General features: G+C 35.0%; 13 protein-coding genes. 6 read left to right on the top strand and 7 right to left on the bottom strand.

Features of this window, described 5'->3' with window-relative positions:
* The first annotated feature begins 55 nt into the window (after window positions 1-55).
* Both P0Y62_17865 and P0Y62_17860 read left to right on the top strand, forming a co-directional pair.
* The gene (locus P0Y62_17865; GenBank protein ID WEK69670.1) at window positions 56-1,498 is read left to right on the top strand and encodes an aminoacyl-histidine dipeptidase; all 1,443 of its coding nucleotides are present in this window, start codon (window positions 56-58) and stop codon (window positions 1,496-1,498) included.
* A gap of 210 nt (window positions 1,499-1,708) precedes the next feature.
* On the top strand, window positions 1,709-2,290 hold the full coding sequence (locus P0Y62_17860; protein ID WEK69669.1) for a TIGR00730 family Rossman fold protein: 582 nt from the start codon (window positions 1,709-1,711) through the stop codon (window positions 2,288-2,290).
* Window positions 2,291-2,408: 118 nt separating this feature from the next.
* Here the strand turns inward: P0Y62_17860 and P0Y62_17855 are convergent, their stop codons facing one another.
* Together P0Y62_17855 and P0Y62_17850 are read right to left on the bottom strand one after the other, a co-directional pair.
* On the bottom strand, window positions 2,409-2,738 hold the full coding sequence (locus P0Y62_17855) for a 2Fe-2S iron-sulfur cluster-binding protein (GenBank protein ID WEK69668.1): 330 nt from the start codon (window positions 2,736-2,738) through the stop codon (window positions 2,409-2,411).
* A gap of 10 nt (window positions 2,739-2,748) precedes the next feature.
* Window positions 2,749-3,804, bottom strand: a complete 1,056-nt coding sequence (locus P0Y62_17850; protein WEK69667.1) for an NAD(P)/FAD-dependent oxidoreductase — start codon at window positions 3,802-3,804, stop codon at window positions 2,749-2,751.
* A gap of 152 nt (window positions 3,805-3,956) precedes the next feature.
* Here P0Y62_17850 and P0Y62_17845 point away from each other — a divergent pair, with 152 nt between their 5' ends.
* The gene (locus P0Y62_17845; protein ID WEK69666.1) at window positions 3,957-4,727 is read left to right on the top strand and encodes a DUF3108 domain-containing protein; all 771 of its coding nucleotides are present in this window, start codon (window positions 3,957-3,959) and stop codon (window positions 4,725-4,727) included.
* A 178-nt stretch (window positions 4,728-4,905) separates the two neighbouring features.
* Entirely contained in the window at window positions 4,906-7,335 is a 2,430-nt protein-coding gene (locus tag P0Y62_17840) for a DUF5916 domain-containing protein (protein ID WEK69665.1), read from the top strand.
* 301 nt (window positions 7,336-7,636) lie between these two features.
* On the opposite strand, the gene P0Y62_17835 is transcribed toward P0Y62_17840, so the two are convergent.
* The 4 genes from P0Y62_17835 to P0Y62_17820 form a co-directional block, all read right to left on the bottom strand.
* Window positions 7,637-8,281: a response regulator transcription factor gene (locus tag P0Y62_17835; GenBank protein WEK69664.1), complete on the bottom strand. Its 645-nt coding sequence runs from the start codon at window positions 8,279-8,281 to the stop codon at window positions 7,637-7,639.
* Window positions 8,278-9,993 (bottom strand): HAMP domain-containing sensor histidine kinase, encoded by a 1,716-nt coding sequence (locus P0Y62_17830; protein ID WEK69663.1) that lies wholly within the window; start codon window positions 9,991-9,993, stop codon window positions 8,278-8,280. The genes P0Y62_17835 and P0Y62_17830 overlap by 4 nt, the downstream gene beginning before the upstream one ends.
* Window positions 9,994-10,082: 89 nt before the next feature.
* Window positions 10,083-11,093 carry a phenylalanine--tRNA ligase subunit alpha gene (pheS, locus tag P0Y62_17825; protein WEK69662.1) on the bottom strand — a complete coding sequence of 337 codons (1,011 nt, stop codon included), beginning with the start codon at window positions 11,091-11,093 and terminating at the stop codon, window positions 10,083-10,085.
* A gap of 129 nt (window positions 11,094-11,222) precedes the next feature.
* On the bottom strand, window positions 11,223-11,882 hold the full coding sequence (locus P0Y62_17820; GenBank protein WEK69661.1) for a YceI family protein: 660 nt from the start codon (window positions 11,880-11,882) through the stop codon (window positions 11,223-11,225).
* 81 nt (window positions 11,883-11,963) lie between these two features.
* Between P0Y62_17820 and P0Y62_17815 the strand changes: the two genes are divergently transcribed.
* Entirely contained in the window at window positions 11,964-12,899 is a 936-nt protein-coding gene (locus P0Y62_17815) for an ABC transporter ATP-binding protein (GenBank protein WEK69660.1), read from the top strand.
* A 221-nt stretch (window positions 12,900-13,120) separates the two neighbouring features.
* Here P0Y62_17815 and P0Y62_17810 read toward each other — a convergent pair whose 3' ends face one another.
* The gene (locus P0Y62_17810) at window positions 13,121-13,453 is read right to left on the bottom strand and encodes a zinc ribbon domain-containing protein YjdM (protein WEK69659.1); all 333 of its coding nucleotides are present in this window, start codon (window positions 13,451-13,453) and stop codon (window positions 13,121-13,123) included.
* Window positions 13,454-13,631: 178 nt separating this feature from the next.
* Between P0Y62_17810 and P0Y62_17805 the strand changes: the two genes are divergently transcribed.
* On the top strand, window positions 13,632-14,837 hold the full coding sequence (locus tag P0Y62_17805) for a class I SAM-dependent methyltransferase (GenBank protein ID WEK69658.1): 1,206 nt from the start codon (window positions 13,632-13,634) through the stop codon (window positions 14,835-14,837).
* Window positions 14,838-14,840: the final 3 nt, after the last annotated feature.

The following is a 14,840-nucleotide window of genomic DNA, read 5'->3' as shown; positions in this document are numbered from 1 at the left end:
CTTCCGATTGACCGGAAGCATTTTTTATTTCGTAAATTTGAGAAAAATAAATTTCATGGAATTATCTAATATAGAACCGCAGATAATCTGGAAAAACTTCTCCAAATTAAATGCTGTTCCAAGACCTTCAAAAAAAGAGGAAAAAGTAATTGCTTTCATCAAAGAATTTGGCGAAAATCTAGGCCTGGAAACTACAGTAGATGAAGTAGGAAACGTAATCATTAAAAAACCTGCCACTTCAGGTATGGAAAACCGTAAATCCGTTGTTTTGCAGTCGCACTTAGATATGGTTTGCCAAAAAAACAATGATGTTAATTTCGATTTTGATACTGAAGGGATTAAAATGGAGATTGACGGAGACTGGGTAAAAGCAAAAGGAACGACTCTAGGAGCAGATAACGGATTAGGAGTTGCCACTATTATGTCAATTTTAGAAAGTTCAGACATTCCTCACCCAGCTTTGGAAGCTCTTTTCACTATCGATGAAGAAACCGGAATGACGGGTGCTTTAGGTTTAAAACCGGGTCAATTAACCGGACAGATTCTATTAAATCTTGATACTGAAGAGGATGATGAAATCGATATCGGCTGTGCAGGAGGAATTGATGTAACGATCACTCAAAACTATGAAACCGAAGCTGCAAACGGACAACTGGTAAGACTTGAAGTAAAAGGATTACAAGGGGGTCATTCAGGAATGGATATTCACAAAGGTTTCGGAAATGCCAATATTATTTTAGGAAGACTTCTTTATAAAGGCCTGGAAAAAGAGAATATCCAATTAATTTCTATTGACGGAGGCGGATTGAGAAATGCAATCCCTAGAGAAGCTGTAGCCATTGTTTCTGTAAGAAATGCTCAGGAATTCATTTTGGAAGTTACTGATCTTAAAAAAGAAATTCTAGAAGAATTTGCGACTATAGAAGCCGGAATTCAAATTAATATTGAAAATACCACATCTTCTGATCAAGCACTTTCCGAAGCAGATTCAAAGAAAATTATCTTAACGTTAAAATCTCTTCACAACGGAGTTTACAGAATGAGTCCCGATGTAAAAGATTTGGTAGAATCTTCGAACAATGTGGCAAGAGTAGAATTAAAGGGAGGCGCTTTAAAAATCTTAAACCTTTCGCGTTCTTCTGTAGAATCTTCTAAATATTCTGTAGCTGAGCAATTAAAATCGGTAGCAGAATTAGCAGGAATGAATGTAGAATTCAGTGGTTCTTACCCAGGATGGAAACCAAAACCAGGCTCAGAAATCGTCCAGCTGATGGAAAAAATCTATGTTGAAAAATTCAGTGAAAAACCACACGTTGTAGCTTGCCACGCAGGTTTGGAATGTGGAATTATCGGAGCTAACTATCCGGAAATGGAAATGGTAAGTTTCGGACCAACAATCAGAGGAGCCCACTCTCCGGATGAAAGGGCGAATATTCCTTCTGCTCAGAAATTCTGGATGTTCACTAAAGATATTTTAGCGAATATTCCTTTAAAATAAAATTTAAAACTATACTATTGAATATCCAAAATCAAATGATTTTGGATATTTTTAATTTTAACTGGAATTTATTTAAGTTTAATTAAAATAAAGATGCTTCGACAGGCTCAGCATGACATTCTCTAATACTAACAATGTATTTTTTAGAAATTATTCTTTAGCGTTGTCATATTGAGCCTGTCGAAGCATCTTATTCAAAACAAATAAAAAATGAAAAGTATCACCGTATTTTGCGGTTCAAGTTTCGGTTCAGATAATGTTTTTAAAGAACAGGCAACTTTACTTGGACAGACTTTAGCCAAACAAAATATTCAACTCGTCTATGGCGGTTCAAACACAGGTTTGATGGGAGCCGTTGCAGACGGTTCTCTACATGCAGGCGGAAAAGTAATCGGAGTTCTTCCCCATTTCTTGCAATCCAAGGAAATTGCTCATCAACACTTAACCGAGTTGATCTTAGTAGATACCATGCATGAAAGAAAAACCAAAATGAATGATCTCTGTGACGGTGTCATTGTTCTTCCCGGAGGTTACGGAACATTGGAGGAGTTTTTCGAAATGATCACCTGGGCGCAATTAGGACTTCACAAAAAGCCTATTGCCATTTTGAACATTGACGGGTTTTATGATGATTTAATTAAACTTACTCAAACAATGGTTGATAAAGGATTTTTAAAACAGGTCAATCAGGATATGTTACTCATCAGTGATACTATTGATGAATTGTTGGTAATGATGAAAAGTTATACAGCTCCGACCGTTGAAAAATGGATTTCAAAAGATGAAGTTTAAAATTATAATTGGAGAAATTAGTCTGTATAAATTTAAAAAATCCATTTATTGGGCTATTAAATAAAAAAACCTCCCAAAGAGAGTCTTCGGGAGGTCTATATTTTAAGTTAAAAACTTTCTAAGGATAAGGAGCGATTTCCACTTCCAGCCCTTCCATTTCAGGGACAATATGCAACTGGCAACCCAATCTGCTGTTATCTTTTACATGGAACGCTTCTGCTAACATTGCGTCTTCTTCAGCACCCATTTCTTCCAATCCAGGATCGTTTACTACATATACCTGACAGGAAGCACACATTGCCATTCCTCCACAAACTCCGATCGTACCCTCCTCTGCCAATTCATAAGAACGGATGATTTCCATTAAGTTCATGGACATATCCGTAGGCGCTACAATATCGTGAGTTACCCCTTCTCTGTCGGTGATTTTTATATTAATATCTGACATATTTGCAAAACTAATCAATTTTTTTCACAACTGCCTTCTCAGCTTCTTTTCTGCTTCCGTCGAAACCGTCTACTCCACTCACTGTTGTATATTTCAATACGAATTTTTTACCCGGATTCAGCCTGTTGTAAACACTCTGACACATCAAAGTTGCTTCATGGAAACCGCAAAGAATTAACTTCAGTTTTCCAGGGTAAGTATTAATATCCCCGATTGCGTAAATTCCATCGATATTTGTCTGATAATCTAAAGCGTTATTTACAACGATCGCATTTTTCTCTATATTCAATCCCCAGTTTCCAATTTCCCCTAATTTTGGAGTTAACCCGAATAATGGGATAAAGTAATCTGTTTCAATATCGAAAGGTTCCTGACCGTCTACAGCAACAGTAATGGCTTCAACTTTTCCATCCCCTTTAATTCCTGTAACTTCAGCTGGGGTGATTAATTTAATTTTCCCCTGATTTTTTAAATCCTGAACTTTTTCTACAGAATCCAAAGCCCCACGGAACTCATTTCTTCTGTGAATTAATGTTACTTCACTCGCAACATTAGATAGGAAAATGCTCCAGTCAAGTGCAGAATCTCCTCCACCAGCAATGACTACTTTTTTATTTCTGAAATGTTCAGGTTCTTTTACAAAATACTCAAGACCTTTTTCTTCGTAATCAGCTACATTTTCTATAGTTGGCTTTCTAGGCTCGAAAGTTCCCAATCCTCCTGCAATAGCAATAGCTTTCGCTCTGTGAACAGTTCCCTTGTTCGTAACCACTTCAAACCACTCATCATCTACTTTAGTATAAGAAACCGCTGTTTCTCCCAACGTAAAACCTGGCTGAAACTGTTTGATCTGCTCCATCAGATTATCTACTAATTCACCCGCATTTACAGATGGATACCCCGGAATATCGAAAATAGGTTTTTTAGGATAAAGCTCTGCCAATTGTCCTCCCGGCTGAGGAAGTGCGTCGATGATGTGACACTTCATTTTTAATAATCCTGCTTCAAATACAGCAAAAAGCCCCGTTGGTCCTGCTCCTATGATCAATATATCGGTAGTTATCATAATTATAAGATAATTTAATTATACTTGTAGCTGCAAATTTACTAATTTTAATGCGAAGCATATTTAATTCATTCTAAATAAAAAACTGAGATTTGTCAAATATTAAGAAAAACAGAGCCAAAATTTGGCAACCTTTTTGTAAGTGTCTAATTATGAAGAAAATCTTAACCCTTTTTGCACTCTATATATTCTGTCTGAGCTTTGCGCAAATAGACAATATTGCAAACGGTGAATCCATTACGCTTAGAATTCATTACGGGTTTCTAAATGCAGGAAGTGCAACTCTTACTACCCAAAACATCAACTATAAAGGCGCACCTCATCTTTATGTAAAAGGTACCGGACAGACTACCGGAGCAGTAAGAGCTTTTTTCAAAGTAGATGATTTATACGAAAGTTATATTAATATCCATACAGGATTACCCAGTTTTTATGTAAGAAACGTAAAGGAAGGAAGCTATCGTCAGCATTTTGAGACTAGTTTCAATCATGATAATAATACTTTGATTTTAACCGATAAAAAAACACCTGCAAATGGCTCTAAAGTGATAAAATCAGTAAAAGGAGTTCAGGATATGCTTTCTTGTTTTTATTATTTAAGAAGTAAAACTCCTGCTGAATTGAAAACAGGAACTATCATCAATATGAATGTATGGATTGACGATGAAATGTTTCCTTTTCAACTGAAAGTAGTTGGTACGGAAAATTTAAAGACAAAATTCGGAACCATTAATTGTTTGAAAATTATTCCATCTGTAAAAAGCGGTAGAGTTTTTAAAGAGAAAGAAGGGGTTACGATGTGGGTTTCTAACGACTATAACCATATCCCAATGTTGTTGAAAGCAGAATTAGCGGTAGGTTCTCTAAAAGCAAGTATTGATGATTTTAAAAATGTCAAATATCCTTTAAAGTTCGCAAATTAAGATAAAGTTAGTTTTATATAAAACCGGTTTCGGCTGCCCAAAGGGCAGCCGAAACCATTTTAACCTTTACTGACCGATATTTCCCGTAATTGGAAAGATGAAAAATTTATTTTTATTATAGCCACATGTAATACATTTTAAATATCGATTGTCATGAATGTATAAGCCTAAGAACATCATGAACACCAAATTATTTTTCATCTTATTATTACTTTCCTGCTTTATGTATTCGCAGAAAAAGGAAGACGAAACCATCATAAGAAAGAAAATACTCATTACAAAAACCTCATCTTCTCCAAAAATAGATGGTATTCTGGATGATGCGGTATGGCAAAATGCTCCCATTGCTACCAACTTCATTGAACGAAATCCTAACAACGGAAAGCCACAGGCAGATTCAATAAAAACCGAAGTAAGAATTTTATATGACGATACCGGTATCTATTTCGGAGCACAAATGTACGACCCCACTCCCAAGAAAATTGCAAAGGAATTAACTGAAAGAGATGGAATCAACAACGACGATTTTTTTGGTGTGGCACTGAACGGATATAATGACAAACAGCAGAGCTTAGAATTTGTGGTTACAGCAGCAGGAGTTCAGTTCGATGCGAAGCTCACCACTGACGGTGAAGATGACACCTGGAATTCGATTTGGTACAGCGGTGCAAAAATCAATGAAAAAGGTTGGGCTGTTGAAATGAAAATTCCATATTCGGAATTAAGGTTTCCTAAAAGCAATGTTCAGGAATGGGGAATGAATATATTCCGAAGAATACAGAGAATTAAAGCATCTTATGACTGGAATTTTGTAGACAATGCCAAAAACTCCTACACTCTTTTTGACGGCGTTTTACAAGGCATTGAAAACATTAATCCTCCTACCCGATTGTCTTTTACCCCTTACTTTTCAACTTATGTCAATAGTTTTGACGGTAAAACCACTTCAAGTTTTAACGGTGGAATGGATGTAAAATATGGGATCAATGATGCCTTCACTTTCGATATGACTTTGATTCCCGATTTCGGACAGGCCAATTTTGATAATTCCATTTTAAATTTAACCCCTTTCGAACAGCAGTTTTCCGAGCAGAGGACTTTCTTTACGGAAGGAACGGAGTTATTCAGCAAAGGAGGAATGTTCTATTCCAGAAGAGTGGGCGGAGAACCGTCGCGTTATCCTGTAACTAACGAAAATGAAGAAGTCACGGAATATCCTGCAAAAGTAAAATTATTTAATGCCTTTAAAATTTCAGGAAGGACAAAAAAAGGATTGGGAATCGGTTTTTTCAATGGAGTCACTCAAAAAATGGAAGCTTCTATTTTTAATCATGAGACCGGAGAAACCAGAAAAGAAGTGGTAGAACCATGGACGAATTATAATGTATTGGTTTTTGATCAAAGATTTAACGGAAATTCTTCTGTGTCATTAATCAATACAAATGTTACAAGAGACGGAAATTTTCGCGATGCCAATGCAACGGGACTTCTCTGGGACCTCAACAACAAGAAAAATACGTATAAAACCTTCGGAAGCCTTAAAGGAAGCTGGGTAATGGATGAAGGGACAAAATTCGGAACAAAAGCAGAAGCCGGGCTGGAAAAAATTGCAGGAAAGCACCGTTTCAGCCTCAATGGAAATCTGACGACCAAAGACTGGGATATCAATGATGTTGGATTTTCAACAAAAACTAATTTCGCCAACTATAATGCCTGGTACGGTTACAGAATTCTGCAGCCTACGAAAACATTCAATAATGTTTATTTGAATTTTAATCTGAATTATTATCACAGATTAGAACCTTTCATTTTCCAAAATTTTGTTTTTAACCATAACAATAGCTTTACAGACAAAAACTTCAGAAGCTTTGGCGGCGGAATCGAGTTTACTCCTTTTGGTCAGAATGATATTTATGAACCCCGAACCTTCGGAAGACACCTTAAAGTTCCCGGATATTTTGATTCATGGGTCTGGTTTGAAAGTGACAGCAGAAAAAAATTGCAATATAATTTTGAGTTTGATTACTATGCTTTTGACGAGAAAGGAAGAAATCAGATATTCACTAATTTTGGCCTTCGGTACCGATTTTCAGATAAATTCAATATACGCTGGAGCTTCAACCCAAGTTTCAGTAATAATGAAACAGGCTTTGCAGGGAAAAGCGACACCGATATCTTCATTGGGAGAAGACAAAGAAACACCTACGAAAATGCTCTGACTTCTAAATATACTTTTAACGAAAAAACGGCTCTTACTTTAACGTTCAGACATTATTTTTCGGATGTTACCTATAAACAGTTTTACACTTTAAATCAGGATGGAAATTTAGCAGACACCGATCTTTTTAATAAAAATTTAAACGGAACTTACAACGCATGGAATGTTGACCTAAGGTTTTCATGGTGGTTTGCTCCGGGAAGCCAGCTGACTTTACTCTACAGAAACGCCACTTCAAATTATCTTGAAATGTCCAGATTAAATGTGACGAAAAACTACGATATGCTTTTTAGTGAACCTACTGTAAATAATTTTTCACTGAAGCTTACTTACTTTTTAGATTATAATCGTGTGAAGAGCTGGACAAAGAAAAAGAATATAAAAAGCTAATAACCAAAGTGATTTTTTATAAAATCGAGTTTTTAATTACGTTTTGTTTCTTAGGTCAGTAATTAAAAACAAAAGCCTCCGAAAATTTCGGAGGCTTTTGTTTTCTTCATTTGTGTATTAATCTGATTCTTTCTCATCATTTGTGTTTATGGAAATCAAAAATCAGTATTAAATACCCATTCTTAACAATATAATTTTTCTTGCTTTATGTTGATACAAAGATAGCAACACCACAAAATAAAACCAGTACAAACGATGTAGATATATTTCGCACAGCTCGTAGATATTTATCTACAAATGTCTACTGATTGTTTTTTATCAGCGCTATAAGTTCTACCAGATTTTCAATTTTAAGTTTGTCAAAAATTCTTTTTTTAACCGTACTTACCGTATTTTGTTTAACGTCCAGTTTCCCTGCAATTTCAAGATTTCCCAAACCTTCAGCATACATTTCGGCAATCTGCAGCTCTCTTTCTGTTAAAACAGATAAGGGGTTGATCAGATGAGGGTTTTTTATTGAATTCTTCAATAATGCCTGGGTAAGCGGAGAAATGTATTCTCCAGAGTCCAGCATTTTACGGATCGCCCTTTCTATTTCTTCCTCTTCATTCATTTTACTCAAAAAACCATCTGCACCTTCATTCAGATATCTAAGCGAATAAGTACTCTCATCAATCCCTGTAAAAATCAGGATTTTCATTTCCGGTCTTATTTTTTTGAGTTCCGCTAAAAGGGAAAGGCTATTCCCGTCAGGAAAGTGTGCATCAATGATCGCAATATCTATGGGATTCATTTTAACAGACTCCAAAAGTTGCTGCAGATTGGAAGCCTGAAATATTTCATGCTCCAATTCAAGATCTTCCAACAAAAAAATAATCCCCTGTCTTATCAGACTGTGGTCGTCTGCCAATAGAAAACGGGTGGCTGTAATATCTGGTGGGTTCATGCAGTAAGATTTAGATTAACTGTAAAAACAACTGTCGTGCCTTTTCCCAATTCGCTGGAGACGGATATATTTCCGTCGTACAATTCAACAATTTCTTTACACAAACTCAATCCCAGGCCGGCACCCAAATTTTCAACATCTTCAGATAAAACTCCCTGATAATAGGGTTCAAAAATTTTCTCAATATCAGAAGGGGAAATTCCACTTCCGGAATCTTTTATTTTGGCAGTCAAAGAAATTATTTCTTTATTGATAGGTTCTACCGCTATTGTAACTTTAATTTCTCCATTCTCCGTAAATTTATTGGCATTCCCCAGAATATTCATAAAAACCTGGTTGATCTTTCGGTGATCAGAAAAAACAACAAGATCCGGATTTATATTTTCTTCAATAATTAACCTATTATTTCTCGTTTCGATATAAGGTTCAATGGCATTTAAAATGGATGTAATTTCGTTTTTAAGATTAAAAACTACCGGATTCAGCTTATTTTCCACTGCCTGGTTTTTGGTATACTCTAAAATCTGATTGGCCTGAATAAGCAATGTATTGTTGGTAAAGCTTATCGATTTAAGATATTCTTTGATATTCTTGTCATCTGTTTTCTTATTAATTCTGCCAATGAAAAGGTCAATTATTTTTAACGGAGATCGCAACTCGTGACTCAGCATGCCTAAAATTCTGTTTTTAAAATTCAGGTTTTCCTTTATCTGTTGATTAGCTTCATTCAGCTTTCGTTCGTATATAAATGCGATTCTTGTTAATAACATGATTAAAATTGAAACAATAAACATCAGAATCATTGCTCCGAATATCAGATATTTTCTAACCTGATTATTTTTTGAATTCTGTTTTTCATACTCCTTCTCGAGGCTCGATTTGGACTCTTTAATCGCAGATTCATAAATATTCATCAGTCCATTATTATACATCAGAAGATTGCTGAACATTTTATAAATTTTATCACGGTCAGTCTTCCTGTCGGTCACATTCGTCTGAATTCTTTTAACTTCTCTGGAATAATGATTGTTCACTACATTCATGATACTGTCAACTTCAGATTTCATCAATGAAGAAACCGGAACTTTCCTCTGTTTCATGGTCACCACAGTACTGTCTTTACGAACTGTTTCTTTACCCGAAATAGCATCTCCCAACCTTCCAAACAATCCTTTCTTTTTTACAGTGTCCGTATAGGTTTTGGTTTCTAAATCAAATTTATCAAAATGATATTCCGGAGTATATTTCTGTATTTTAAACGAATTATTGGGTTTAAGATTAGATTTAGTCGAAAAATTATAGGTAGAATCAATCAGCACCTTTAATTTTTTAATCTCTAATGAATCCTTTTTCTGAAATGCTAATGTATTTTTTAATTTTACATACTTATTTTCATAATAACCAATGCTATCCAGATTTTTCCCAAGCTTACCTAGTGATATAAGGTAAGAATTTAAAAAAGTACTGTCATTACTGGTTACATATTTTTGAAGATAATCCTGTGCATTCAAAAGTTCTTTCCTTGAATTATCGGTTAATCCTTCTAATACACGGACCTCTTTTAACTGGTTTTCAATAAAGGCCAAATTTTTCTTATGAATAAATTCATTATAAAAATATCCTGCTATTAAGAGCTGTATTAATAAAATACATATAATAAGCGCATAATGAATTGTTTTTCTTGATTTAGAATTTAACGGTTCTACGAGCATTTTTTCCCACTGTTTTTATAAAATAAAAATAATAAAAAATCCTGTAAATTAATTTTTTACAGGATTTTATTTATTGAAGTTTAATTTTTTTATAATGTTTTAAACTGCTCTAACGTTCTGATATCATTTTCAAAGAACATTCTGATGTCGCTCATTTGGTAAAGAAGCATTACGATTCTTTCAATTCCCATTCCGAATGCGTATCCCGAATATTTATCTGCATCAATGTTTACATTTTTCAATACGGCAGGATCTACCATTCCGCAACCCATAATTTCCAGCCAGCCTGTTCCTTTTGTAATTCTGTAGTCCGTTTCCGAATTCAGTCCCCAATACACATCAATTTCAGCACTCGGCTCTGTGAATGGGAAATAAGAAGGTCTCAGTCTGATCTTAGATTTTCCGAAAAGTTCGGTTGTAAAGAACTGAATGGTCTGCTTTAAATCAGCAAAACTTACATTCTCATCAATATATAAACCTTCGATCTGATGGAAAATACAGTGCGAACGTGAAGATACCGCTTCATTTCTGAATACTCTTCCCGGAGATAAAATCCTGATCGGCGGCTGATTTTCTTCCATATAACGGATCTGTACCGAAGACGTATGCGTTCTCAATAAAATATCCGGATTCTGCTCGATGAAGAAAGTATCCTGCATATCTCTTGCCGGATGGTATTCCGGAAGATTCAAGGCCGTAAAGTTATGCCAGTCATCTTCAATTTCGGGTCCGTCTGCTACAGCAAAACCGATCGATTTAAAGATTTCAATAATTCTGTTCTTTACCAAATTGATCGGATGTCTTGAACCCAGATCCAACGGGAAAGCCGGTCTTGTTAAATCTTCTTTCTCAACAATAATAGAGGATGCTGAAGCATTTTTTAAATCCTCCAACTTTACATTCACAGCCTGTTTTAAAGTATTGATTTTCTGTCCGAATTCTTTTTTCTGGTCGTTCGGAACTTCTTTGAATTTTTCAAAAAAATCGTTCAGAATTCCTTTTTTACCGTTATACTTGATTCGGAAATTTTCAATTTCTTCTTTTGATGTGGTACTGAAGCTGTTTACTTCAACTAGTAATTCTTCTATCTTTTCTATCATTGTTTTACCCTTTCAAAATGTTTTGCAAAAATACGATTTTTCAGCGGAATATTTTTCCTTAAACTGTTAAAAAAAATCTGCCTCTGTAAGAGGCAGATTACAATCACTTATTTTACTTAAATAAAAAAATTATTTTTTTTCTAAAGCTTTTACATTAATCTGTAGTGTTACCTCATCTTTAATTACCCCGTTTTCAGCAGGGGCCTGAAACTTTACACCAAATTCCTCTTGCTGTATATCTTTAGGCTCAGTGGCTATACTCACTACTCCGTCTTTCACGGATACATTTGCTTTAAAAGCAATAGGCTTTGTAATTCCTTTAATGGTTAAATTACCATCCAAAAGAGTATTATAATCTCCTTCTGCTAAAGGAGTAATCTTTGTAATTTCATAAGAAGCGGTAGGAAATTTTTCAACTTCAAAAAAATCGCCGCTTTTGAGATGTCCGTTCAATTTTCCCAACTGATCCGCATCGTCTTTCAAATCTACGGACGTTAAAGAATTCATATCCGCTACAAATTTTCCGCTTTCAAGCTTTTCATCTTTTATCGTAACATCGCCGCTTTCAAATTTTATCGTTCCGAAATGACTTGTATTTTCAGATTTTAAAATTTTATATCCTTTCCATTCTACTCTGCTATTCAACGTATCCAGGATAAACTGATGACCATCTTTAGTGGTAGTAATTTCATTGCTTTCACTTGTCAACGGCTTTTCTTTATTACAAGAAATTGTAACTGCAGCGATTATAAAAGCGGGAATTGTCCATAAAAATAGCTTTTTTTTCATTTTCATAAATTTTCTTTACTACAGCTAATATAATAAAAAAACTTTGCTCCTTAAAACATATCATTTCATTACATTTGTATTATGCTATTAGAAATAAACAGTTTACATTTCTCATATTCAAAAGAAAAGCCTCTGTTTCAGAACCTTAATCTACGGTTTGAAGCAGGAAAAATAATCGCGTTAGCAGGAGAAAGCGGATGCGGAAAATCAACTTTATTAAGCTTGATGTATGGTCTTTTGGATTGGGAAAGTGGAGAGATTATTTTTGATGGAGAAAAGCTTTTGGGCCCAAAAGGAAACCTCGTTCCCGGAGAAGCCAACATGAAATTTGTTGCCCAGAGTTTCGATCTGATGCCTTACGCGACAGTTGCAGAAAATGTAGGAAAATTTATTTCAAACATTAATTTAGTCCAGAAAAAAAAAACGGTCACAGAACTTCTCGAAGTAGTCGGACTTTCGGAATATGCGAATGTTTTACCCAAATATTTAAGTGGAGGACAGCAACAAAGAGTTGCCATCGCAAGAGCTCTTTCAGTCTTACCCAAACTGCTGATTTTAGATGAGCCTTTCAGTAATCTGGATTTTCCCAGGAAAATCGAACTTCGCGAAAAGCTTTTTTCTTATGTAAAACATAATAAAATTTCCCTGATTATTTCTACGCATGAGCTACAGGATATTATTCCCTGGCTGGATCAGATTATTGTGCTCCAAAACGGAAGATTAATTCAGAATGATAATCCTAAAGAGACTTTTAGAAGTCCTTACAATCCTTATGTTGCCAAACTTTTTGGAGAGGTTAATATTTTTGACGAAACCGAAGTTGCAGATTTCAATCTGAAGAAATTTTCTTACTATCCGAAAGAAATCAGTATTTCTGAAAATGGTATGGAAGCAGAAGTTTTAGAAAGCAGATTTGCCGGAAATTACTACTGGAATAAGGTAAAGGCAAAAAACAAAGAAATTATCCTGTACACGGATGAAAGATTAAGTGATTCTGTCAATATTTCTTTTATATAAGATGAAATTTCTTTACACAACCTTCACGTTATCTTACACTTATACTGTTAAAATTTTAATAAAAAAAATACAAACATAAGAATTGAATTTAAACTTTTCTTACATTTGTATTTCCACAGCATAAGGAAATTTTTGGTTAATTCTCTTTCTGCCCCTAAGACAAAATTAGCAGTCCTGCAATGAGTCTTTGAAAGATTACCCTATCCAATTCTTTCCTTTTTTTATGCCTTCTTTACAAATTCTGATTTCAAAGCCATAGCTCCGAAACCATCAATTTTACAGTCTATATTATGATCACTGTCTGGTCTCAGACGAATATTTTTTACTTTCGTTCCTGCTTTCACCGGTTTTGGTGCTCCTTTCACTGGAAGATCTTTCATCACGATCACTGAATCTCCGTTTTGCAGTTCATTACCATTAATATCCAGAATTTTATCCTCATTTCCGGCTTCTGCAGGATCCCATTCGTGGAAGCACTGACTGCAAACCATCAAACCATCCTGTTCATAGGTAAATTCCGAGCTGCATTTCGGACAAAGTACAGTATCACTCATATTTTTAATTTTTGCAAAGGTAGGATTTTTGAGTTAGGAGTTAAAAATTATAAGTTATAAGTTCACCACATTTGAAATAAGACTGAAACTAGCTCATAATTTATAACTTATAATTTATAACCCCATAAGATTTAAATTTTTCGTATTTTTGCAGATTCAAAATAGCAGAACCCAATTTATGGAACTTATTCACAGAAACTTAGCAATCGGAATTCACGATGCTTTACAGGAAACATTTTTCGAGAAAAATAAATATGCCGATAAAGTAATCGAAAGGCTTTTAAAAGCCAACAGAAAATGGGGAAGCCAGGACAGAGCCGTTGTTTCTGAAATTTTCTATAATATCATTCGTTGGAAAAAACGTCTGGAATATTATATGGGTGAAGGGGTAAAGCCCAATAACATCTATAAATTGATCATTGCTTATCTTCTTTGGAGCAAAACCAACTATAAAAAATTTGAGGAATTCGACGGGATCAAAATTGCTGATATTCTTACAAAACTTAAAAAAGGAACCGTTCCTACAAAAGCAATAGAATACTCCATTCCGGATTGGTTGGCTGAAACCTTAGAAAAGGAATTAGGCTCAAAATGGGAAAAAGAAATGCTTGCCTTAAATGAACAGGCTCCTACGGTGCTAAGAGCAAATTCTCTGAGAACAACAACCAAAGAACTTATTTCAGATCTTTCTGATGAAAATATCGTTTCCTATCCTATCAAAAATTATCCTGATGCTGTTCAGCTTGAAGAAAAAAAGAATGTTTTTCTTACGACAGCTTTCAAAGAAGGATTATTTGAGGTTCAGGATGCTTCTTCACAAAAAATCGGGTATTTTCTTGATGTAAAGGAAGGACAAAGAGTTGTGGATGCCTGCGCAGGTGCAGGGGGAAAAACACTTCACTTAGCTGCTTTAATGCAGAATAAAGGTCAGATCATTGCTTTGGATATTTTTGAATGGAAATTGGCTGAACTGAAACGTCGTGCAAAAAGAGCCGGAGCTCACAACATTGAAACGCGTTTGATTTCTGACAATAAAGTAATCAAAAGACTGCACGAAAAAGCAGACAGATTGTTGATCGATGCACCTTGTTCAGGTCTTGGAGTTTTAAAAAGAAACCCGGACAGTAAGTGGAAAATTGATCAGGCTTTTATTGACAGAATTAAAGTTGAGCAGCAGCAAATTCTTCAGGATTATTCTAAAATGCTAAAAAAAGGAGGAAAAATGGTATATGCGACATGCTCAATTTTGCCTTCTGAAAACAACCTACAAGTTGATGAATTCATTAAAAATAACCCGAATTTCAAAATGGTAAAAGACGAAAAAGTAATGCCAAGTGAAGGCTATGACGGTTTCTATATGGCTTTAATCGAAAGAGTTTCTTAAAAT

The sequence above is a fragment of the Candidatus Chryseobacterium colombiense genome, from assembly GCA_029203185.1.
GTDB classification, from domain to species: Bacteria; Bacteroidota; Bacteroidia; order Flavobacteriales; family Weeksellaceae; genus Chryseobacterium; species Chryseobacterium colombiense.
The sequence above is the reverse complement of the archived record's forward strand: the minus strand, read 5'-3'. Positions and strand labels throughout refer to the sequence as shown.